The 20500-nt window shown below is 59.6% G+C and carries 23 protein-coding genes; 10 read left to right on the top strand and 13 right to left on the bottom strand.

Going from position 1 to position 20500, the window contains the following annotated elements; genetic code table 11:
• Positions 1–35: 35 nt before the first annotated feature.
• Both P406_RS08320 and P406_RS08325 read right to left on the bottom strand, forming a co-directional pair.
• Positions 36–995, bottom strand: a complete 960-nt coding sequence (locus P406_RS08320; protein ID WP_003423786.1) for a sugar ABC transporter substrate-binding protein — start codon at positions 993–995, stop codon at positions 36–38.
• Between the two features lie 193 nt (positions 996–1188).
• Positions 1189–1413 (bottom strand): YgdI/YgdR family lipoprotein, encoded by a 225-nt coding sequence (locus P406_RS08325; protein WP_003315580.1) that lies wholly within the window; start codon positions 1411–1413, stop codon positions 1189–1191.
• Between the two features lie 137 nt (positions 1414–1550).
• Between P406_RS08325 and P406_RS08330 the strand changes: the two genes are divergently transcribed.
• The 3 genes from P406_RS08330 (at position 1551) to P406_RS08340 (ending at position 2968) form a co-directional block, all read left to right on the top strand.
• Entirely contained in the window at positions 1551–1802 is a 252-nt protein-coding gene (locus P406_RS08330) for a DUF1654 domain-containing protein (RefSeq protein WP_003416220.1), read from the top strand.
• Positions 1803–1806: 4 nt separating this feature from the next.
• On the top strand, positions 1807–2508 hold the full coding sequence (locus P406_RS08335) for an endonuclease (protein WP_003416219.1): 702 nt from the start codon (positions 1807–1809) through the stop codon (positions 2506–2508).
• Positions 2509–2731: 223 nt separating this feature from the next.
• Positions 2732–2968, top strand: coding sequence for a DUF6555 family protein (locus tag P406_RS08340; RefSeq protein ID WP_032698234.1), 237 nt, complete (start codon positions 2732–2734; stop codon positions 2966–2968).
• 74 nt (positions 2969–3042) lie between these two features.
• Here the strand turns inward: P406_RS08340 and map are convergent, their stop codons facing one another.
• The 4 genes from map to P406_RS08360 all read right to left on the bottom strand — a co-directional run bounded on the left by map (position 3043) and on the right by P406_RS08360 (position 5506).
• Entirely contained in the window at positions 3043–3834 is a 792-nt protein-coding gene (map, locus tag P406_RS08345; RefSeq protein ID WP_003416218.1) for a type I methionyl aminopeptidase, read from the bottom strand.
• The gene (locus P406_RS08350; protein WP_003346037.1) at positions 3831–4088 is read right to left on the bottom strand and encodes a ParD-like family protein; all 258 of its coding nucleotides are present in this window, start codon (positions 4086–4088) and stop codon (positions 3831–3833) included. The genes map and P406_RS08350 overlap by 4 nt, the downstream gene beginning before the upstream one ends.
• An 87-nt stretch (positions 4089–4175) precedes the next feature.
• Positions 4176–4373: a hypothetical protein gene (locus tag P406_RS08355; RefSeq protein WP_003416217.1), complete on the bottom strand. Its 198-nt coding sequence runs from the start codon at positions 4371–4373 to the stop codon at positions 4176–4178.
• Positions 4374–4474: 101 nt separating this feature from the next.
• Positions 4475–5506, bottom strand: a complete 1032-nt coding sequence (locus P406_RS08360; protein WP_046235928.1) for an Ldh family oxidoreductase — start codon at positions 5504–5506, stop codon at positions 4475–4477.
• Between the two features lie 271 nt (positions 5507–5777).
• Between P406_RS08360 and P406_RS08365 the strand changes: the two genes are divergently transcribed.
• Both P406_RS08365 and P406_RS08370 read left to right on the top strand, forming a co-directional pair.
• A complete protein-coding gene (locus P406_RS08365; protein ID WP_046235929.1) occupies positions 5778–6806 on the top strand; it encodes a FecR family protein in 1029 nt (342 codons plus the stop codon).
• Positions 6807–7030: 224 nt separating this feature from the next.
• Positions 7031–7423 (top strand): hypothetical protein, encoded by a 393-nt coding sequence (locus P406_RS08370; protein ID WP_003416214.1) that lies wholly within the window; start codon positions 7031–7033, stop codon positions 7421–7423.
• 33 nt (positions 7424–7456) lie between these two features.
• On the opposite strand, the gene P406_RS08375 is transcribed toward P406_RS08370, so the two are convergent.
• Positions 7457–7645, bottom strand: coding sequence for a hypothetical protein (locus P406_RS08375; RefSeq protein ID WP_003393013.1), 189 nt, complete (start codon positions 7643–7645; stop codon positions 7457–7459).
• A 238-nt stretch (positions 7646–7883) separates the two neighbouring features.
• Here P406_RS08375 and P406_RS08380 point away from each other — a divergent pair, with 238 nt between their 5' ends.
• Entirely contained in the window at positions 7884–9692 is a 1809-nt protein-coding gene (locus P406_RS08380) for a monovalent cation:proton antiporter-2 (CPA2) family protein (RefSeq protein WP_046235930.1), read from the top strand.
• Between the two features lie 37 nt (positions 9693–9729).
• Here the strand turns inward: P406_RS08380 and P406_RS08385 are convergent, their stop codons facing one another.
• The 3 genes from P406_RS08385 to moaB all read right to left on the bottom strand — a co-directional run bounded on the left by P406_RS08385 (position 9730) and on the right by moaB (position 12503).
• Positions 9730–10656: a glycosyltransferase family 2 protein gene (locus P406_RS08385; protein ID WP_003416212.1), complete on the bottom strand. Its 927-nt coding sequence runs from the start codon at positions 10654–10656 to the stop codon at positions 9730–9732.
• 89 nt (positions 10657–10745) lie between these two features.
• A complete protein-coding gene (locus P406_RS08390) occupies positions 10746–11957 on the bottom strand; it encodes a molybdopterin molybdotransferase MoeA (RefSeq protein WP_046235931.1) in 1212 nt (403 codons plus the stop codon).
• Between the two features lie 6 nt (positions 11958–11963).
• Complete coding sequence (moaB, locus tag P406_RS08395; protein ID WP_002553131.1) at positions 11964–12503, bottom strand: molybdenum cofactor biosynthesis protein B; 540 nt, start codon at positions 12501–12503, stop codon at positions 11964–11966.
• Between the two features lie 75 nt (positions 12504–12578).
• Between moaB and mobA the strand changes: the two genes are divergently transcribed.
• The gene (gene mobA / locus P406_RS08400) at positions 12579–13184 is read left to right on the top strand and encodes a molybdenum cofactor guanylyltransferase MobA (RefSeq protein WP_046235932.1); all 606 of its coding nucleotides are present in this window, start codon (positions 12579–12581) and stop codon (positions 13182–13184) included.
• A gap of 96 nt (positions 13185–13280) precedes the next feature.
• Positions 13281–13505 carry a YgdI/YgdR family lipoprotein gene (locus tag P406_RS08405; protein ID WP_003315600.1) on the top strand — a complete coding sequence of 75 codons (225 nt, stop codon included), beginning with the start codon at positions 13281–13283 and terminating at the stop codon, positions 13503–13505.
• A gap of 77 nt (positions 13506–13582) precedes the next feature.
• On the opposite strand, the gene P406_RS08410 is transcribed toward P406_RS08405, so the two are convergent.
• Positions 13583–14473, bottom strand: a complete 891-nt coding sequence (locus P406_RS08410) for a pseudouridine synthase (protein ID WP_046235933.1) — start codon at positions 14471–14473, stop codon at positions 13583–13585.
• A 185-nt stretch (positions 14474–14658) separates the two neighbouring features.
• Between P406_RS08410 and P406_RS08415 the strand changes: the two genes are divergently transcribed.
• Complete coding sequence (locus P406_RS08415; RefSeq protein ID WP_004410140.1) at positions 14659–15513, top strand: shikimate dehydrogenase; 855 nt, start codon at positions 14659–14661, stop codon at positions 15511–15513.
• A 3-nt stretch (positions 15514–15516) separates the two neighbouring features.
• On the opposite strand, the gene P406_RS08420 is transcribed toward P406_RS08415, so the two are convergent.
• Both P406_RS08420 and quiC read right to left on the bottom strand, forming a co-directional pair.
• On the bottom strand, positions 15517–16173 hold the full coding sequence (locus P406_RS08420; protein WP_003416207.1) for a TetR/AcrR family transcriptional regulator: 657 nt from the start codon (positions 16171–16173) through the stop codon (positions 15517–15519).
• Between the two features lie 107 nt (positions 16174–16280).
• Positions 16281–18188 carry a 3-dehydroshikimate dehydratase QuiC gene (gene quiC / locus P406_RS08425; RefSeq protein WP_003433018.1) on the bottom strand — a complete coding sequence of 636 codons (1908 nt, stop codon included), beginning with the start codon at positions 18186–18188 and terminating at the stop codon, positions 16281–16283.
• Between the two features lie 617 nt (positions 18189–18805).
• Between quiC and P406_RS08430 the strand changes: the two genes are divergently transcribed.
• Positions 18806–20134 carry an MFS transporter gene (locus tag P406_RS08430; protein WP_003393004.1) on the top strand — a complete coding sequence of 443 codons (1329 nt, stop codon included), beginning with the start codon at positions 18806–18808 and terminating at the stop codon, positions 20132–20134.
• Positions 20135–20500 lie beyond the last annotated feature (366 nt).

The raw sequence follows: 20500 nt of genomic DNA on the forward strand, positions 1-20500 counted from the left end.
GTCCTCTGCGGACGGGCACCTTTACACGGCGTGGATCAAGGTTGAGTAACGAGCTGCACCGGCGTTTCGATCACGCCCTTGTCGTTGGTATCGACCTTCTCGCCTTTGACCAGCTTGAGCGCAGCTTCGATGCCGAAGACCGCCTGCTTGGCTGCGTACTGATCGGCTGTGGCCAGAACCCGGCCATCCTTGAGCATCGGCTTGATCGCATTGATGTTGTCGTAGCCCACGACCATGACCTTGCCAGCCTTGCCTGCCGCACGTACTGCAGAGACGGCGCCCAGTGCCATGCTGTCATTGCCGGCCAGCAGGGCTTTCAGGTTCGGGTATTCATTGAGCATCGCCGAGGCCACAGCGTTGCCCTTGTCGATTTCCCAGTTACCGGACTGCGTGGACACCACTTTCATTTTCGCTTCGTCCATGGCGTCCTTGAAACCGGCGGTGCGTTGCTGAGCGTTATTGGTGGTCGACACACCTTCGATAATGCCCACCTCGTCGCCAGCGGTCAGTTTCTTGGCCAGATAGTCGCCCACCAGCTTGGCCCCCTTGCGGTTGTCAGGCCCTACGAAGGGGATTTGCAGGTTCTTGCTTTTGAGCACGTCGACATCGAGCTGGTTGTCGATGTTGACGACCTTGATTCCGGCATCCGTGGCTTTCTTGAGCACCGGTACCAGCGCTTTGGAATCGGCGGGCGCGATCACCAGCGCATTCACGTTGGAGGCGATCATCTGTTCGACGATGCGGATCTGTGCCGACGTGTCGGACTCGTCCTTGATCCCGTTGGAGATCAGGTCGAATTCGGTGGCGTGTTCTTTCTGGTAGGCCTTGGCACCGTCTTCCATGGTCAGGAAGAACTCGTTGGCCAATGACTTCATGACCAGTGCGACCTTGGGTTTTTCAGGCGTCTGGGCATAGACGGTAGAGAGGGGCATGACTGCCGTGACGGCAGCAAACATGGCGACAGCGAGAAGGCGTCCAGCGAATGGCAGCTTCATGAGTTCATCTCCGATCTTGTGATTATTGTTCGGGCGAACGGCGCAGAATCGATGCCGGGCATCGCCGCGCAAACGTTTGCGAGGAGCGAACTATGGAAAAAGCTGCAGCCTTTGTCAATCCACCGGAAATTAAATCTTCCCGAGCTGCCCTTCCCCGCTAGCACGGGGAACGGGCGTCACGATAAGTCGGGTCTCACTCTTCAGGTTTGACCGTCGCCACATCATCGGCCTTGATCCGGATTGTCTTGCCGGAGATATCCTCGAACTCGTAGAAACCGTCGCGCGTCTTGGTCTTGGGCATGTCTTTGGTCACATACTGAGTGCCGTTTTGCAGCGTGACGACCGAGGGCGTGGAACAGCCTGCCAGCAGCACAACTGCCGAGGCCAGTAACGGAAATGCCAGTGACTTGATATTCATGCGTGACTCCGGAAACGTCAGGTTTTTTTCAAGGCAATAGTGTGCCACTTCGAGCGCTTTATCTTACATAGATGTTGCGAAAGATCCGACACTCAAATACTGTATGCCCGTACAGCAATATTCAGGGACCTTTTTCCGTGGCAAAACAAAGCGCAGCGACCCCCTCCACTCCCGGCCCTTACGAGCGCATGGGCATGCGGGTACAGAAGATCATCAACTCGCCCACCGCGCAGAAATCCAGGGCTGCCCTGCTCTTTCGTCAGCCGGACGAGGCAGAAGACGACTGGGCGCAACTGCTTGAAGAAATAGCCGAGAACGATAATGTCACTCTCGCCTGGCGCGACGACGGTGGCGTGCAAATCTTCTGGACGTTGCCGAAGGAAGACTGACGGCATGACGTTTCGATTTTCCTCACTGCTTTGCACTACCCTGCTCATCACCGCCTCATTCGCCGCCCAGGCACAAGCCCCGCGCACCTTCAGCGAAGCCAAGAAAGTTGCCTGGGGCCTGTATGCGCCGCAGTCGACCGAGTTTTACTGCGGCTGTAAATACACGGGTAATCGGGTCGACCTCGCTGGCTGCGGCTATGTGCCGCGCAAGAGCGCCAAACGCGCCAGTCGTATTGAATGGGAACACATCGTGCCTGCCTGGCAGATTGGCCACCTGCGCCAATGCTGGCAGAACGGCGGGCGCAAAAACTGCACAAGAACTGACGCTGTCTACAAACGCGCCGAAGCAGACCTGCACAATCTGGTGCCCAGTATCGGCGAGGTCAACGGTGACCGCAGCAACTTCAGTTTTGGCTGGATACCCGAGCAAAAGGGCCAGTACGGTTCATGCCTGACCCAGGTGGATTTCAAAGCCAAAAAGGTCATGCCTCGCCCCTCGATACGCGGCATGATCGCGCGCACCTACTTCTACATGAGCAAACAGTACAACTTGCGTCTCTCGCGCCAGGACCAACAGCTCTATCAAGCCTGGGACAAAACCTATCCGCCCCAGGCATGGGAGCGCCAGCGTAACCAGCAGGTCGCTTGTGTCATGGGACGTGGTAATGATTTTGTAGGCCCGGTAGACCTGAAGTCGTGTAAATAACCAAGCTTGATCAAAGGCCGAGCCCTCAAACGGATGGATTGCTCGGTCATTGACTGATGCACTTGAGTGAATCCAAAACCACTCATCGGACAACTGTTAACTCAAGCCATGAACGCTAAGATTCTCGGTCTACTCTCAAGAATCATGGGCGTAATCGGGAAGCTGCTTATCGCGCATACGCCAAAAACAGCCAGGCTGATCATCACATTCGCAGGCAGGGAAGATGAATCATCAAACGGAATTTGAAATTCACTATCAGTTCAATGGCCAACCTTACTGCTTTCTGCATCATGCAAAGCAACTGTGCCAGAGCGACGCATTGCATTGTGCGACCCTGCATGCAGGCGTAGGGACCGTCAGCGGTAATATATCCGCAGGCCCGATGAGCGTCGCAACCTTGCAGGCCAAGCGTTTCGGCGTGACGCAGGTGCATTGGAGAAGGTCTTCGCTACAAGCCTGAAGCATCGTCCTCTTTAACAAAACAATGGCCTTCGAGAAGGCCATTGTTCGTATGTATTGCCAGCCCCTCCTGGATCAGATGGCGGGGTAGTTGCCTGTGCCATCAGGCCACGGCGTGAGCAGCTCGAAACCGGTCGAGGTGACGGCAACCATATGCTCCCACTGCGCAGACAGTGAGAGGTCGCTGGTCAGAACCGTCCAGCCATCCGGCAATGTCCGGGTGCCCGCCCTGCCTGCGTTGATCATCGGCTCGATGGTGAACACCATGCCGGGTTTCAGCCTGAGGCCTTTGCCCTGCGCACCGTAGTGCAGAACCTGCGGCTCTTCATGGTATTTGCGCCCGATGCCGTGTCCGCAATATTCGCGCACCACGCTGAAGCCTTCGCGATGAGCGACGCTCTGGATGGCATAACCGATATCACCCAGGGTTGCCCCAGGGCGCACGGCATGGATACCGGCGCGGGTTGCCTCATAAGTCGTCTCGACCAGACGCCTGGCCAGAGGGCTGACCTCACCCACCAGGTACATCCGGCTGGTATCGCCGTACCAGCCATCCTTGATGACCGCGACATCAATGTTGACGATGTCGCCTTCCTTGAGGATATCGGTGGCAGAAGGTATGCCATGACACACCACGGCATTCGGAGAGATGCAGGTGGTCTTGGTAAAACCGTGATAGCCGACGTTCGCGGGAATCACTTTCAGCTCTTTGACGATGTATTCATTGCAGATGTCGTCGAGCGCTTCGGTGCTGACACCAGCCTTGACGTAAGGCGTGATCATCGCAAGCACATCGGCGGCCAGTCTGCCGGCTATGCGCAACTGCACGAGATCCTGTTCGGTCTTGATACCGATAGCGCTGCTCATGAGGCCGCCTTGGACAGGCTGGAAGCTGAAGGCTCCGAGACGTTGAAGTTCGAAGCGGTCAGCACGGTCTCACCGGCATTTTCGAGACGAATCAGCATCTGGCAGATCTCGCTGTAATCCAGCGCCGGGTGCAGTTCAGCGAGCATACCGACACGCATCCAGTGCTCGGCCTGCGCATTGATGGAGCGGCTGAGCGCAACGCTGGCAGAACGCAGATTGGCGTGCATGTTTTCGGAAATTTTTACCAGACCCATGATTCACCTCAAGTTGAATATATGAAGCATATACGTTACGTATACTCACAATCAACCCGAGACGTGCCGTGGCTGCAATCAGCCACGTTATTCCATCGCGCTGGCCTGGCGGTATTCGCCGCCCGCGCGGGCGGCCGCGATGACGATCGACACCTCCGGCTCGTAGGCATTGAACTGGCGCAGTCCGGCCGCCAGCCGGAGAAAATCCTCGCGCTGCATTTCGTTGACTGAAGAGAGCGTACGGTGTTGTTGAGCAATCGGGCTTTGCGCTGACTTAAGGGACATGACAGACCTCATTCGTTCTTTACTGTTCATGCATACAGTATTTTGAACCGCGCGCTGATACAAGACCAGTCGCGACGAATGGTCAGTGATTTTGTAAATGGTCAATGACCCGCCAAGGCCTGCAGACGCTCCAGATCAGCCTCGACGATGCTGATACCGTGCACCATCGATTGCGCGCGCTCGCTATAACGCCGATCCCCCGGCAGACGCTCCTGCCCTGCTCCATGCAGTTGCCGCACAAGCTCCTCGCTGCGCTGTGCAAACGACTGACCACTGCCCTTGTCAGGATCGATGACGATCAGCAACTGACCGGTCCAGGGTGTCTGTGCCCCGGGATGCTTCGACCAGTCGAATTCGAATGAGAAATTGCCCCCTGTCAGCCCTGCGGCCAGCAGCTCGACCATCATCGACAGTGCTGAGCCCTTGTGCCCGCCGAACGGCAACAACGCGCCACCCTCGAGAATCGCGCGCGGCTCTTCAGTGGGCTGGCCGTCGCGATCGACACCCATGCCTGCCGGCAGCAATCGACCTTCGCGTGCGGCGATCTGTACATCACCGTGGGCGATGGCGCTGGTCGCCAGGTCGAAAACGATGGGTTCGCCGCCTGCACGGGGCGCGGCGAAAGCAATCGGGTTGGTACCGAACAGGGGCTGACGTGCACCATGTGGCACAACGCAGGTCATGCTGTTGACCATGCTCAGGGCCACCAGCCCCTGTTCGGCGAAAGGCTCGACATCCGGCCATAACGCAGCGAAGTGATGAGAGTTGCGAATGGCCAGAACCGCAATGCCGGCACTGCGCGCCTTGTCGATCAACAGGGCTCTGGCCGCCGCCAGTGCGGGCTGGGCAAAACCGCCTCCGGCATCGACCCGGACAAACGCAGCGCCGACATCCTCGACCACCGGCACAGCCTTGCCATTCACCCAGCCGCTGGCCAGCGATGACAGATAGCCGGGGATGCGAAAGATGCCATGGCTATGCGAGCCGTCACGCTGGGCGCTGGCGCAGTTCTCGGCAAGCACCTCGGCAACCTCCGCGCTGGTGCCATGAGCGACAAAGATTCGGCGCAACAGATCTGTCAGTTGCTCAAAGGAAACGGTCCGGGCCGACTGATCGGCAGAATTGGCGCGCATCTGAAACTCCTGTTCATGGCGGTAGATCGAGAACGCTAGCGAGAATGACAAGGCGAAGGCAGGCCCCGAGAGTAGCGCTGCGGGTTGTGCAAAGACACTCCCAAGGGTAATAACCTGATCGCAGCGGGCAGACTGCGACGGGGAGTTTTCAATGAGAGCAGCTTGCATTCACCAGAAAATACGCAGCCCCTTGATGGGCAATGGCCTGCAAATGTTCTCTCTGCCTGAAATCAAAGGGTAGAATGCGCCGAAGGTATAGGCCGGAGCGCCCATGAGCGACCCTCTTTTCAGCAATGCAGAACACGACGCGATCACCGATGCCGCTGCGCATTGGTGCATGCGCCTGCATGCAGAGGACTGTACCGCCGCCGAACGAAAAGCATTCGAGCAATGGCTGAAGTCCCACCCCCTGCATGCGGTCGAATACAACGCCATGCTCGAGGTCTGGGATATCACCGGGCAAATCGAACCGCTCAATCCGGCACCTGAGCGCCAAGCCCAGGCTGCCCGACCCGACCAGGTTCGGCCTCGTCGCGGTCGCCGCTGGGCAAAACTGGCCGCAGCCGCAGCGGTGGTTGCCATGGCGCTGCCGATTACCGGGTACGTCGGCTGGCATCAAGGCTGGCTGCCTGACGCCTACGAGACTTACAACGCCGATACCGCCACACGTCTGGTCATGCTCGAGGACGGCAGCCGTGCCGAGTTGAACCTGGGCACCGAGCTGACCTATGCCAATTATCGGGATCGACGCAGCGTCACGCTGAAAAAGGGCGAGGCGTTCTTTGAGGTCAGCCACGACAGCACACACCCCTTTGTGGTCGATGCCGGCGCAGGCAGCATCAGGGTCACCGGCACGCGCTTCAATGTATGGATGTATCAGGACCAGGTGCGCGTGACGCTGGTCGAGGGTTCGGTTCAGATCAACGCTGATCGTGCGCATCCTTCTTCGAGCCACGCCCTCGCCTCCGGCATGCAGGCCACTTACAAGGCGGGCGACGACGCTCCACTGATCAGCCAGACCGAAGCACGCGATACCAGCCTGGCGTGGCGCAATGGCAAACTGATCTTCAATGATCTGCCGCTCAGCCAGGCACTGCCGCTGATCAATCGCTACCTGCAAACACCCATTCTGCTGGCGGACAGCGCCACCGGCGCCATGCGCCTGGGCGGAAGTTACAACACCCACGACCTGTCGAGCCTGCTAGGCTCTCTGCCCAGGGTGTTGCCGGTGTATGTGACGCAGAATCAGAACGGCAACCCGGTACTCAACCGCCGCACCGCCGACACACCGAAAGGCTGATCGCACTCGCGGTCTTGCAGATGCGCAGCCCATTCGGCTGCGCCCACGTCGGAACAATCCCCTCTCACTCCCGACGATTCTTCATCTAACCTCAAGCGCACCATGCTGCAGCGAGCCTGTACAGACTGGGTCGCGTATTTTTTTCAGTCGATCACTGAGGTTTTGCCGAGCTCGTTCGTCTTAGTAATTGAGAGTGTTTAAAAAGCCTGAAAAGGAGTTTGCGGATGTTCAATCGCCAAGGAATCACGACTCGCACCCTGCTGCGGCAAACCGCAGTGGCTGCGCAGGCACAGTCGCCCGCTCTGGAGACCGAGCGGCCCGGAAACGAGCACATCCGGATGCTTCTGAAAAGCTTTGGCCTGCGCACCAGCCTGGTCAGGCTCAAGGTGCTCGACGCGCTACTGGTCTCGAGCGAAGAAGGCCACCCTCTGGGAGTGCGCGGCGTACACAGCCAGTTGCTCAGGCTCGATGTGCCGCTATCGTTTCTGAGCGTGCGCGAGGTCCTCAAGCGACTGTGCGACGAGGGCGTGATCGACCTCAACGACGACAAGACCTACAGCCTGCATCCCCGCGCCCGGGAATGGCTGGGGGAAGTCGGCAAGGACAGCGCCCGGTAAACCCCGCCTCCTCGTCGCACCGGTCACCAGCGCTTAGCGCTTGACCTTGCGACGCATGATGCCGTTGAGGATCACTACCAGCACTGCCACGCTGATGGCGATGTACTGAAAGGTCTTTTCGGTGATGGCACCGCTGTTTTGCAGATGCGACAAGCCCAGCATGATCGCCAGAACGCCGAGGGCGATCAGAATCGAGTAAATCAAACGCTGCTTGTTGGTCATAACGGTTTCCTGAATGCTCATGAGCCGGCAACTGACGCTGCCTGTTTGCGGGCATATCTTACGCCGATGCGCAACGGATGGCATCGTCACCCTCCCTCTCCTGCGCACCCTTTCCTGCACGTTCTATCAACGACGTTGATTATCGTCATGCCGCGATGAGCGTTGCCGTGTAAAACTCCCATGCTTTAATACCGCCCCTGCTTCAACAGTGTGTTCAATTATTACCAAGGAGTTTTACATGCCCCATGAAGGCAGCCTGCTGCAGGTCGCAGTGGTATTTCTGCTCGCCGCCGTGCTGACGGTGCCGCTGGCCAAGCGGCTGAAGCTGGGCGCGGTGATCGGTTATTTGTTCGCCGGCGTGATCATCGGCCCTTCGGTACTGGGCCTGATCGGCGATACCGAGAGCGTCAGCCATATTTCCGAACTTGGCGTGGTACTGCTGCTGTTCATCATTGGCCTCGAGCTTTCGCCAAAGCGTTTATGGGTCATGCGTAAATCCGTGTTTGGCGTCGGCATGGCGCAGGTGCTTTTGACCGGCCTGATCATCGGCGGGGTCGCCTTCGCTGCCTTCGGCCAGCCGCTGAACACGGCGGTCATTCTGGGCCTGGGCCTTGCCCTGTCGTCCACGGCCTTCGGCCTGCAGAGCCTGGCGGAACGCAAGCAGCTGAACAGCCCGCACGGCAGGATGGCGTTCGCGATTCTGCTGTTTCAGGACATTGCGGCGATCCCGCTGATTGCCATGGTGCCGTTTCTGGCCGGGGCTGACCACGCGATGGACACCGGCGAAAGCATCAACCACGGCCTGCGCGTGCTGGGCAGCATTGCCATTGTGGTGATTGGCGGACGCTATTTGCTGCGGCCGGTGTTCCGTATCGTCGCCAAGACCAAAATCCAGGAAGTCTCGACCGCCACGGCCTTGCTGGTGGTGATAGGCACGGCGTGGCTGATGGAACTGGTCGGAGTGTCCATGGCGCTGGGCGCGTTTCTCGCTGGTCTGCTGCTGGCCGACTCCGAGTACCGTCATGAACTGGAAGCACAGATCGAACCGTTCAAGGGATTGCTACTGGGGTTGTTCTTTATCAGCGTCGGCATGGGCGCCAACGTCGGCCTGTTGCTCAGCTCACCGCTGATCGTGCTGGGTCTGACGCTGTTGCTGATCGCAATCAAGCTGCCGATGCTGTTCCTGATCGGTCGCACCCTTGGCGAACTCAACAACCGCAGCGCGTTGCAGTTGGGCCTGGTACTGGCCGCAGGCGGCGAATTTGCCTTTGTGGTGTTCAAGATCGGCAGCGCTCAGGGGCTGTTCGAGGCCGGGCTGTACGACATGCTGGTGTTGACCATCACCTTGTCGATGGCGATCACGCCGTTGCTGTTCATTGCTCTGGCGCGCTGGATCAAACCCAAGGTCAAGCCCGTCGAGGTGCCGGCCGAATACCGCGATATCCAGACCGACAAACCACGGGTGGTGATTGCCGGCATGGGCCGTATGGGGCAGATCGTCGCGCGTATCCTGCGCGCGCAGAAGATTCCTTTCATCGCCCTGGACACCGCCGTCGAGTCCATCGAGTTCTCCCGCAGCTTCGGCAATGTGCCGGTCTTCTATGGCGACCCGTTGCGCCCGGAAATATTGCGTGCCGCCAAAGTCGATGAGGCCGAATACTTCGTCATCGCGACCGATGATCCCGACACCAACATCAAGACTGCCGAGCTGATCCGCAAGCTGTATCCGCACATGAAGATCATTGCCCGCGCACGTAACCGCCAGCATGTTCATCGGTTGATGGACCTGGGCGCTCACGCAGTTCGCGAAACGTTCTACTCGAGCCTGGAAATGAGTCGCCAGACCCTCATGGGCCTGGGTCTCAGCGAAACACAGGCCGATGCGCGCATCAGTCGCTTCAAGCGTCACGACGAACAGGTGCTGGCCGCTCAGCATGAGGTGTATGACGACGACGCCAAAGTCCTGCAGACCGCCCGCGAAGCCAGGGCCGACCTCGCGCAGCTGTTCGAGGCAGACCGTCTGGACGAAGAAGCCGCGAAAAGCTGACCTGCTCATGCGCCGCAGGCCTGGTCAGCGGCGCAACTCAGGCGTAAGGGCTGTCCCAGTAGCGCGCGTACATGCCGAGCTTCTTCTTCACGCCGCGCGGCAGGCGCTTTTCCTGCCGACTCAGCTTGTAGGCCAGCAGCTTGAGCGCATTACGCACGAACGACACAGGCCACCAGAGGATTCGCCGGGGACCGAGGAATTTCAGCTCGGACTTGACGTAACGCATGCCCTCGCCGCCAATGCCACCAAAGGTTTCGTAGATCCACGCTTCCCGGGCCTGGAACACGCCGATATCAAAGTAACGGCGAAACTCTTCACGCAGGCTGTAATTGTGCGAATGACGGCATACAGCCGAGCCTTCGTACGCCGCTTTCCAGCCATCGATAAGCATTTTCGCGGTGACGTACATGTCTTCCGAGAGGATCACATGCCGCGGGAAACCGCCAATGGCCCGCAACGCTTCGCCTCGATAGGCCGCAAACGAGTTGGACATGAATGGCGTCTTGATGCCCAGCTTGCCGGCATCGGCGAGGGTCTTGATCTGCGAGGTCGGCGGGTAATTGAACAGCCGTGCATGCTGGGCCAGCAGGTTGGCGTCCTTGTGCGGCAACTGCCGCCCGCATACCGCACCGACCTTCGGGTCGGCGAAGGGCAGCAGAAGGTTGGCGATGGCATTGATGTCTTCAACATACGCATCCTGGGTCATGAAGACATACACGTCATAGTCGGGATGCAGATCGACCATCATCTGCCGGGTGCCGCCGTGGTTGAAATCCTTGCTGTCGATGCGCAGCACATTGGCACATCGCGCTTGCGCCAGTTCCAGCGTGCCATCCGAGGAACTGGAGTCCACGATCAGCGTGTCGAAGCTGGCAGTCTGCGCAGCCAGTGAATCCAGCAGACGTTCCAGATCCTTGCGTCCGTTGTAGGTCGGGATCACACAAGCCACTCTCAATGGCGCCATAACAATACTCCAGGGCGAAGTCCGGTTGCCCACTGTGTCAGCGTTGTTGAGCGTAGCTCATGCGTACCCGCCCCACCATTCGAATGCACTCAGCCGAGCACTTCACTCAACGGGATGAAGTTGACCCAGTCACCTTCGGCCACGGTCGAGCCTTCGAGGACTTCAATCAGACCATCGGCCCACGCAGCGCTGCGCAGTACGCCGGAACTCTGATTGCGATACGCCACGGCCCGGCCCTGCTCCAGACGGCCGCGCAGGTACTCGCGACGATTGCCAGGACGCGTCCAGACAAACCCGGCGGGCACCGGGAACTGCAAGGGTGCGACGTCGATCACGCCCTGGCGACGCAGCAGGTAAGCCCTGGCCAGCAAGGCAAAAGTGACCAGCGTAGAGGCCGGATTACCCGGCAGACCGATCACCGGCACACCCCGAAAATGCCCGAAGGTCAGCGGTTTGCCAGGCTTGATGGCCAGCTTCCAGAGTGTCAGCTCGCCCTCTTCACGCAATGCGTGGCCAAGGAAATCCGCTTCGCCCACGGACACTCCGCCCGTGGAGAGAATCAGATCGACACCCTGCAGGTTCGCCAGTGCAGCGCGAGTCTTTTCCAGATCGTCCGGCAGGATGCCTGCATCCACGACCTCGCATTCGAGCCGCTTCAGCCAGCTGCACAGCAACACCCGGTTGCTGTTGTAGATCTGCCCCGGCCCCAACGGCTGACCGGGCTCAATCAACTCGTCGCCCGTGGACAGCACCGCGACCCGTACGCGACGAATCACCTCCAGCTCGGCGAGGCCCAGCGAGGCCGCCAGACCCAGTTCGATCGGACCCAGCCGCGTGCCGGCGGCCAGCACGGTATCGCCAACGCGGGTTTCCTGGCCTTGCGGACGAATGTTCTGCCCGGCGCCCAGTGGTTCGTTGAAGCGCACACGCTGATCCGCCAGCACCTCGGCGTTTTCCTGCATCTCGACGCAGTCAGCGCCTTCAGGCATCGGCGCGCCAGTGAAAATACGCGCACAGGTGCCAGGAGCCAGAGGCTCGGGGGCCTGACCGGCGAAGATACGCTGACTGACGGTCAACGGCTCGCCGTGCCAGTCCGCCACGCGCAAGGCATAACCGTCCATGGCGCTGTTCGGCCAGGGCGGCAGATCCAGCGTTGAGACCAGATCCACCGCCAGCACCCGGCCTTCGGCATCGGCCAGCGAGACGCGTTGACGCTGGGTGATCGGCGTGGCCTCGGCCATCTTCAACAGACGCGCAATGGCGTCTTCAACAGGCAGCAGGGTTTTCGGCTGGTTGCTCATGAGCACTCAACCACGGGTCGCACAGGGCTCGGCCTGCTTGAGGTGAGGCACAAAGTTGCAAGGCCGGAAACGCGAATCCAGTTGCTGGGCAAGAATGCCATCCCATGCCGTGCGCACCGCATTGGTGGACCCGGGCAGGCAGCACACCAGCGTGCCATTGGACAGGCCGGCCAGCGCGCGGGACTGAATGGTCGAGGTGCCGATGTCCGGCACCGATATCTGCCGGAACAGCTCACCGAAACCATCGACCTGCTTGTCCAGCAGGCAAGCCACGGCTTCAGGTGTGCTGTCACGGCCGGTAAAGCCGGTGCCACCGGTAATCAGCACGACCTGCACCTGATCGTCGGCAATCCAGGTCGCTACCTGAGCGCGGATCTTGTACAGGTCATCCTTGAGCAGTACGCGCTCGATCAGGCCGTGGCCTGCGTCGGTCAGGCGATCGACGAACATCTGACCCGAGGTATCGGTTTCACGGGTACGGGTATCGCTGACGGTCAATACGGCGATGTTAAGGGGTACGAAAGGTGTGTCAGCCTTGGCTTTCATGGCCTCATCCAGTTGTTAAGAAAACAGGCGGGTGTTATATCACAGCCCTCCTTTTGACTGCCCGACGAGTGTTCGATGAATGTTCCTGCCACACTGCCGCCCTGCTCTATTCTGCTGCTGGCCGGAGGCCGGGGACAGCGCATGGGCGGGCGTGACAAGGGCCTGATCGAATGGCAGGGCACCCCGCTGATCGAACATCTGCATCGACTGACCCGACCGCTGACCGACGACCTGATCATTTCCTGCAATCGCAATATCGATCGCTATGCGCGTTACGCCGATCGACTAGTGCAGGACGACGATACCGATTTCAACGGTCCTCTGGCCGGGATCCGCGCCGCACTGCCCCTGGCGCGGCATCGATGGTTGCTGATCCTGCCCTGCGACGCACCTTTGGTCGATGCAGCGTTGCTGCACGCACTGCGTGAAAAAGCCGTTGAATACCCGGAGCGACCGATAATGGTGCGTGAAGGTCAGCACTGGCAGCCGCTTTTAGGTATGATCCCTGTCGCTCACGCCGCAACGCTGGAAGCCGCATGGCAGGCCGGCGAACGCAGTCCGAGACGGGCTCTGGAACCGCTGCAACCAGTCGCTCTGCAACTGGAAGCCGGTGATCCACGCCTGGCCAACCTGAACACTCCCTGTCTGTTGACCGGGATCAGTGAAAACCGCAACAAGTGACTGGTCATTGAAGTTGCTGCGGGTGTATACGGAACTTGCTGACGGTGTATCCGTCTGAGAGTTCAGCAAATCAAGAATCCATCTGGAGACACAGTAATGAAACAACGGACCCTTCCCGCTGCCTTCCTGCTTGCACTGAGCATTGCCTCCCTCGCCGGCTGCGCATCGCCCACTGTGATCACCTTGAACGATGGTCGTGAAATCCAGGCTGTCGACACGCCGAAGTACGATGAAGACTCTGGCTTCTACGAGTTCAAGCAACTCGACGGCAAGCAGACCCGCATCAACAAGGATCAGGTACGTACCGTCAAGGATCTGTGATCCGGGCGTCGCGTTACTGATTTGAAAAAACCCGCCGAGTGCGGGTTTTTTTTGCCTGTCATTTCGCTATCGCTGTACTACCAGTCGAGCTGCAACAGGCTCTCGAAGTGGCGCTGCTCGCCATTGAGCGGGTCGACGAAGCGCAAACTGCTGGCCAACAGCTTCAAAGGATTCCGATAGTCGTCCACCGGGTCTTTCACCACGTCCGGGTAGAACGGATCGTTGCAGATGGCAGCGCCCAGTGCAGCCATATGTACACGCAGCTGATGTTTTTTGCCGGTCACCGGATAAAGCCCGTAGCGCCACAATTTATCCTGCCGTTCAAGCACCTCGATCTGCGTACGGGTGTTGCTCGCGCCGACGCCCTCCTGCATGCGAAAGAACGGCTCGCCCTCGACCAGACGACTCTCGTGCAGACGCGGAAACGTCAGCTCCGGCAGCGCTGGCGCAATGGCCTGATAAAACTTGTCGATGCGCCGGGTGGGGAACAATGCCTGATAAGCCGAGCGCGTCTGCCGGTTGGCGGAAAACAGAACCAGCCCCGCGGTGTGCCGGTCGATGCGGTGCAGCGGCACCAGATCAGGATTGTCCAGACGATGGATCAGGCGGCGCAGCAAGGTTTGCTCGACATATTCGCCTGCGGGTGTCACCGGGAGAAAGTGCGGCTTGTCAGCCACCACCAGATGCTCGTCGGCGTAGAGGATCGTCTCAACCACGGGGATCGGCGTTTCGTTGGCAACCTCACGAAAGTAGTGAACCCGCAGCCCCTCCCGGTACGCCAGATCAGGCGCGATGGCCTTGCCGTTTTCGTCCAGCACCCGGCCGCGAGCAAACCGATCCAGCCACTGTTCGCGGCTGATGGCCGGAAATTTCGCGCACAGGCAATCGAGCACCGTGGCCCACGAGCCCGGAGGCAGATACAACGTACTGGCTTGCTGCTGTGCGGCGCTGAAAACGGACTCGGACATGCGGGGACTCGAACTCGTGTAAGCCTGAAGCGGCTGGCCGTGGATTATCACTGATTAGTGCGATCACCGCACAACATCGCTGCGTGGTAATCGACTCCTGCCTGCGGCACTATTAACCATCTGGTACATTCCGTTTAACACCTGCCGCTAACCGGGCAGTGACACAAAAACAAGAGACGTATTTTATGACTCATGCTGAAAAACCCTCCATCCTCGCCGGCCTGATCGGCTCGGGCATCCAGGCCTCGCGCACGCCCGCCATGCACGAGCATGAAGGTGATGCGCAAGGCATGCGCTATCTGTATCGGCTGATCGACATAGACGCCCTGCAAGTGGACATCCACGCCCTGCCCCAGCTTCTCGAGGGCGCCCGACAGTGCGGCTTCACTGGCCTGAATATCACCTTCCCGTGCAAGCAGGCGGTCATCCCGTTACTCGATGAGCTGTCCGATGAAGCGCGCGGTATCGGCGCGGTGAATACGGTGGTGTTCAAGGACGGCAAGCGCATCGGCCATAACACCGACTGCCTGGGCTTTGCCGAAGGTTTTCAGCGCGGCCTGGACAAGGCCCCACGCCAACAGGTGGTGCAGATGGGTGCAGGTGGCGCGGGCGCTGCCGTGGCTCATGCGCTGCTGAGCGCGGGCGTCGAGCGCCTCAGCGTGTTCGAGGTCGAGCCGCAACGCGCCCAGGGGCTGGTGGACAACCTCAACCAGCACTTCGGTGCAGGGCGCGCTCAGGTGGGCATCGACCTGCCTGCGGCGATGGCCGAAGCCGACGGACTGGTCAATACCACGCCGGTCGGCATGACCAAACTGCCAGGCACGCCGTTGCCGGTCGAGTTGCTGCGGCCTGAACTGTGGGTGGCGGAAATCATTTACTTTCCGCTGGAAACCGAATTGCTCAAGCATGCCCGCGCACTGGGCTGCCGAACACTGGATGGCAGCACCATGGCGGTGTTTCAGGCGGTCAAGGCCTTTGAACTGTTCAGTGGCCAGTCCGCCGATGCAGAGCGGATGATGGCGCACTTCCACACGCTGTAAACATCAGCGCTTGAGATAACGCAACACGGCGTCGCAGATCATTGCCTTGTGACGCTGTTTGACCTCCTCGCTCCACAGCTCGATCTGAAAGATTTCGCTGAAGGTATGGCGATTGGAGATCCGGTAGAAGCAGAACGAGCTGATCATCAGGTGCAGGTCCACCGGGTGAACACCGTCACGAAACAAGCCGCTGGCTTCGCCACGACGCAGAATGCCGTCGAGCGCCCTGATGATGTTCTGGCTCTTGGCCTGAATCGATTCGGACTGTTTGACGTTCTCGCCGTTATGGATGTTTTCGATGCACACGATGCGCACGAAATCGACATTGCTGTCGTGGTGGTCGAAGGTGAACTCGACCACGCGATGAATCGCTTCCACCGGCTCGAGTTCGGACAGATTGAGCTGGCTCTCGGTGTTGCGAATCGCGCCGTAGAGTTTTTCCAGCACTTCGACGTACAGCTGCTCCTTGCTGCCGAAGTAGTAATAGATCATCCGTTTCGAGGTTTTGGTGCGTTCGGCAATGGCATCGACACGCGCACCCGACAGGCCATGGGCGACAAACTCGGCAACGGCAGCCTGCAGAATGTCTTCGCGGGTCTTTTCCGGATTGTTCTTGCGCCCTTTCGACGCAACGGCAACGGAGTCGTCAGTTGTTTTCATTGTTGGCTCATGACCACGAGTAATGCGCGGAGTATGAAGCCGACCGGCAACCGAGGGAAGCCGCGAGGGCGTCGAACCCTCGCAGCAGCCCTGCAATCGGATTCGCCTTACAGACGCGCCTGACGTGCTGCCACATTGCGCGCCTTGGCCATCGCAGCCAGACGCACCGGTACGTTGGCAGCGCCATACCCTACGTAGCCGTTCTTGCGCTGCAGGATTTCGAAAAAGAAGCGCCCGTCGAACGCATCGGTGTAGACGTGGAACAACTCGCCACCCTGCGCATCGCGGTCATAGAGCACGTTGTAATACGCCAGTTCGCTGAGAAACTCCTCGTCGAAATCGAAGCGCGCCGCCAGGTCATCGTAGTAATTGAGCGGGATGTCCAGCAACGGCACGCCCGCTTCCTTGGCGCGGCTCACTTCGGCGAAGATGTCTTCGCAGGAAAATGCAATGTGGTGCACGCCCGAGCCGCGATAGCTCGACAGCGCATGGGAGATGGCCGTATTGCGATTCTCGGAAATATTCAGCGGCAAGCGCACGGTGCTGCAACGGCTACGCAGCGCACGGCTCTTAACCAGACCATAGGGGTCGGGCAAGACCACTTCGTCGTCAGCCTCGAAATCCAGAATGCTCTTGTAGAACAGCACCCAACTGTCCAGGCTGTCGGCCGGCAGCGCCATGGCCATGTGGTCGATACGCTGCAACCCGCCCTTGGCGACGGCTTGCGGATCGACGACAAAATCGCTGTCGTAAATCGATTCTCCCGGCGCGGCGTTATCCACCAGATAGATCAGGCTGCCGTCAGGCGCGCGGACCGACGGAATCTCCCGTTCGTTGGGGCCGACCAGGCCACGATAGGGCTGGCCCTTGAAGGCACGCGCACGTTCCAGCGACTGATGGCCGTCGTCGACGCGCAAGGCAGTGGCGCACAGCGACGGGCCGTGCGCCTCGAAGAAGCTATGGGCGAAGGAATAGGGTTCGGCATTGAGCACAATCCTGATATCGCCCTGCCCCAGCAGACTGACCGCCTTGGAACGGTGCTGACCCAGCTTGGCAAAGCCCAGCCGTTGCAGCCAGCCCGACAGGCGAGCGCCGTGGCTCTCGTCAACGGCAAACTCGAGGAACTCGACACCATTGTAGGTGCTGGCCGCGGGTGGGTTGAAGAGAATTTCAGGAGCGGCGGCCGGCTCGTCACGCGCCATCAGCTGGCGGGTTTTCTCTTCCAGATAGAGCAGCGAACGCAGGCCGTCCGCGGCATTGGCGCGTGTCGGCGCTGCACGGAAGCCATCGTTGAACACTTCCAGCGACAACGGCCCGGTATAGCCACTGCGCAGGATCGGCGCGAGGAAGCCGGCCAGATCGAATTCACCCTGCCCCGGGAAGCAGCGGAAATGGCGGCTCCACTCCAGTACATCCATCGCCAGAAGCGGTGCGTCGGCCATCTGCACGAAGAAGATCTTGTCGCCCGGGATCTGCGCGATGGCGCTCGGATCGCCCTTCAGCGACAGGGTATGGAAACTGTCGAGCAACACGCCAAGCGCCGGGTGGTCAACCTGACGCACCAGGTTCCAGACCTGTTGCCAGGTGTTCACGTGCTTGCCCCAGGCCAGCGCTTCATAACCGACGCGCAGGTTACGGGCACCCGCGCGCTCGGCGAGCAGGCCCAGGTCATCGAGCAGAATGTTTTCGTCGCCCACCGAATCGGCAGACGCATTGCTGCAGACCAGCACCAGATCGGTGCCCAGCTCCTGCATCAGATCGAATTTGCGTTCGGCACGGTCGATATTGCGCTGCAAACGATCACGGCGGCAGCCTTCGAAATCGCGGAACGGCTGAAACAGGGTGATGGCGATGCCCAGGTCGGCACACATTTGCCTGATGTTGCGTGGGCTACCGTCGTAATACAACAAGTCGTTTTCGAAAATCTCGACGCCGTCAAAGCCGGCTGCGGCGATGGCTTCGAGCTTTTCGGGCAGAGTACCGCTCAAGGATACGGTAGCAATTGAACGCTGCATGCTTTTCAGCTCCTGGATGAACGCGACCTGCTTGGGTCGCGACTGGACAGCACCGCATTCCTGGCCTTTCCCGGCCTTATTCAGAGGTGCGAGTAAAGTATTTGCCTGTGAAAATACTACAGCAACATAAAGTGTACGAACCGGTTAGTTTTACGTTCGATTATCGAACAAAAGCCGTTTTACTCAATTGACGCTGTATCTCGCAATGCTCAACATCAGCATCACATTGCAGGATAGACCCGCAGTCCGACATTTTTGATCTTCGCTTCATCAGCAGCAACCCATAACAATTCAAAAAACAGGAACATTGCTCATGTGCACCCTTCTCGCTTTGCTCGCCCGCTCGCCCGTCCGTCTTACCAGACGTCCTGTTCGACGAACCTGCCCGGCCAAAAGCCCGGCCTGGGTACACGTCGCCTGAAACATTCCAACACACTTACGCGGCCCAACCTGTAAATTGTCGGCCCGACGGATCGTTTCGAGGACAGCCTGAGTCTACAGGCCAGTCGAATCACGGTTCTACGACTTCACTTTACCTGCACAACGCCTGCATCGAGTGGACTTCTCAGTCCGACTGTTGCCAGCAGCACAGTCCTGGAACGGATGGTTAGAACATCATGCTTAACACCCAGACCAACCCTGTCGCCCAGGCCGCCCGTGCCGGGATGGGCGAAAAGATCCGCGGCGCACTCGCCGTGGGCAAGACTCGTTGGGGCATGCTCGCCCTGGTGTTCTTCGCCACTACGCTGAACTACATCGACCGGGCCGCGCTCGGCGTCATGCAGCCCATCCTCGCCAAGGAAATGAGCTGGACGGCGATGGACTACGCCAACATCAACTTCTGGTTTCAGGTCGGTTATGCGGTCGGCTTCGTGCTGCAGGGCCGCTTCATCGACAAGGTCGGCGTGAAGCGCGCGTTCTTCCTTGCGGTGCTGCTGTGGAGCCTGGCGACTGGCGCGCACGGCCTTGCCACTTCCGCTGTCGGCTTCATGGTCTGCCGCTTCATTCTGGGCCTGACCGAAGCCGCCAACTACCCGGCCTGTGTGAAGACCACGCGGCTGTGGTTCCCTGCCGGTGAGCGCGCGGTGGCCACCGGTATCTTCAACGCCGGCACTAACGTCGGTGCCATGCTGACCCCGGCTCTGCTGCCAGTGATCCTCACGGTCTGGGGCTGGCAGGCCGCCTTCGTGGCGATGGGTTCGCTGGGGCTGCTCTGGGCCATCACCTGGCGCCTGAAGTACTACAACCCCGAAGAGCATCCGACCGTCAGCAAGACCGAGCTGGATTACATCAATCAGGAAGTCGAACCGGCGCCGGTCAAGGTGCCGTTCACCGGCATTCTGAAAATGCGTGGCACATGGGCGTTCGCGCTGGCGTATGCGATTACTGCTCCGGTGTTCTGGTTCTACCTGTACTGGCTGCCGCCGTTCCTCAATCAGCAATACAACCTGGGGATCAGCGTGACGCAGATGGGTATACCGCTGATTCTGATCTGGCTGACGGCTGACTTCGGCAGTGTCGGTGGCGGCATTCTGTCGTCCTGGCTGATTGGTCGTGGCATGCGTGCGACGACTGCGCGGCTGTTGTCGATGCTGATCTTTGCCATCACGATCTGCAGCGTGGTGTTCGCGGCCAATGCCAGTGGGTTGTGGGTGGCGGTACTGGCCATTTCGCTTGCCGTGGGTGCGCATCAGGCCTGGACGGCGAATATCTGGAGCCTGGTGATGGACTACACCCCCAAGCACATGATGAGTACCGTGTTCGGCTTCGGCGGCATGTGTGCGGCCATCGGCGGTATGTTCATGACGCAGATCGTGGGTGCGGTGCTGACCGCCACCAATAACAACTACAACGTGTTGTTCACCATGATCCCGGCGATGTATTTCATTGCCCTGATCTGGATGTACTTCATGGCCCCTCGCAAGGTTCCGACGCTCAGCGAGTGATCGTCTGACACCATCAAAAAGGCCCGGCTCACTCAGTGACCGGGCCTTTTTGCTATCGTCCCTGCGCTCTGCGCAGAGTGACGAGAAGTTTTCTCCCGTATAACTCTCGTTCCTCACGCTCCGCGTGGGAATGCAGTTCGTGACGCTCCGCGTCACACGGCGGTTCTGCGATGTCAGGTGGATTGGGGTTCGACTCAGGTCACCTTTTCGCCCCTCGGCGACCTACTTTGATGGGGCCAAAGTAGGCAAAGCCCGCAGCTCCGTTTCCGGCCCGACTTCGTCGGGTTCCTTCGCCCTGTCACTGATCCGGGGGTCGCCGCAACGGGCCCTCCATGGCCCAGACTGTGTAAAAACCCGACAGAATGT

The organism is Pseudomonas syringae pv. coryli str. NCPPB 4273 (assembly GCF_000972175.1).
Lineage (GTDB): Bacteria > Pseudomonadota > Gammaproteobacteria > Pseudomonadales > Pseudomonadaceae > Aquipseudomonas > Aquipseudomonas syringae.

What these genes read in the sequence shown, in the direction of transcription:
- P406_RS08325 (WP_003315580.1), bottom strand. Translation starts at nt 1,413, where the DNA reads ATGAATATCAAGTCACTGGCATTTCCGTTACTGGCCTCGGCAGTTGTG.
- P406_RS08355 (WP_003416217.1), bottom strand. Translation starts at nt 4,373, where the DNA reads ATGTCCCTTAAGTCAGCGCAAAGCCCGATTGCTCAACAACACCGTACG.
- moaB (WP_002553131.1), bottom strand. Translation starts at nt 12,503, where the DNA reads ATGAAAGCCAAGGCTGACACACCTTTCGTACCCCTTAACATCGCCGTA.
- P406_RS08385 (WP_003416212.1), bottom strand. Translation starts at nt 10,656, where the DNA reads ATGGCGCCATTGAGAGTGGCTTGTGTGATCCCGACCTACAACGGACGC.
- P406_RS08380 (WP_046235930.1), top strand. Translation starts at nt 7,884, where the DNA reads ATGCCCCATGAAGGCAGCCTGCTGCAGGTCGCAGTGGTATTTCTGCTC.
- mobA (WP_046235932.1), top strand. Translation starts at nt 12,579, where the DNA reads ATGAATGTTCCTGCCACACTGCCGCCCTGCTCTATTCTGCTGCTGGCC.
- P406_RS08365 (WP_046235929.1), top strand. Translation starts at nt 5,778, where the DNA reads ATGAGCGACCCTCTTTTCAGCAATGCAGAACACGACGCGATCACCGAT.
- P406_RS08370 (WP_003416214.1), top strand. Translation starts at nt 7,031, where the DNA reads ATGTTCAATCGCCAAGGAATCACGACTCGCACCCTGCTGCGGCAAACC.
- map (WP_003416218.1), bottom strand. Translation starts at nt 3,834, where the DNA reads ATGAGCAGCGCTATCGGTATCAAGACCGAACAGGATCTCGTGCAGTTG.
- P406_RS08430 (WP_003393004.1), top strand. Translation starts at nt 18,806, where the DNA reads ATGCTTAACACCCAGACCAACCCTGTCGCCCAGGCCGCCCGTGCCGGG.
- P406_RS08340 (WP_032698234.1), top strand. Translation starts at nt 2,732, where the DNA reads ATGAATCATCAAACGGAATTTGAAATTCACTATCAGTTCAATGGCCAA.
- P406_RS08410 (WP_046235933.1), bottom strand. Translation starts at nt 14,473, where the DNA reads ATGTCCGAGTCCGTTTTCAGCGCCGCACAGCAGCAAGCCAGTACGTTG.
- P406_RS08415 (WP_004410140.1), top strand. Translation starts at nt 14,659, where the DNA reads ATGACTCATGCTGAAAAACCCTCCATCCTCGCCGGCCTGATCGGCTCG.
- P406_RS08375 (WP_003393013.1), bottom strand. Translation starts at nt 7,645, where the DNA reads ATGACCAACAAGCAGCGTTTGATTTACTCGATTCTGATCGCCCTCGGC.
- P406_RS08390 (WP_046235931.1), bottom strand. Translation starts at nt 11,957, where the DNA reads ATGAGCAACCAGCCGAAAACCCTGCTGCCTGTTGAAGACGCCATTGCG.
- P406_RS08335 (WP_003416219.1), top strand. Translation starts at nt 1,807, where the DNA reads ATGACGTTTCGATTTTCCTCACTGCTTTGCACTACCCTGCTCATCACC.
- P406_RS08350 (WP_003346037.1), bottom strand. Translation starts at nt 4,088, where the DNA reads ATGGGTCTGGTAAAAATTTCCGAAAACATGCACGCCAATCTGCGTTCT.
- quiC (WP_003433018.1), bottom strand. Translation starts at nt 18,188, where the DNA reads ATGCAGCGTTCAATTGCTACCGTATCCTTGAGCGGTACTCTGCCCGAA.
- P406_RS08360 (WP_046235928.1), bottom strand. Translation starts at nt 5,506, where the DNA reads ATGCGCGCCAATTCTGCCGATCAGTCGGCCCGGACCGTTTCCTTTGAG.
- P406_RS08420 (WP_003416207.1), bottom strand. Translation starts at nt 16,173, where the DNA reads ATGAAAACAACTGACGACTCCGTTGCCGTTGCGTCGAAAGGGCGCAAG.
- P406_RS08405 (WP_003315600.1), top strand. Translation starts at nt 13,281, where the DNA reads ATGAAACAACGGACCCTTCCCGCTGCCTTCCTGCTTGCACTGAGCATT.
- P406_RS08320 (WP_003423786.1), bottom strand. Translation starts at nt 995, where the DNA reads ATGAAGCTGCCATTCGCTGGACGCCTTCTCGCTGTCGCCATGTTTGCT.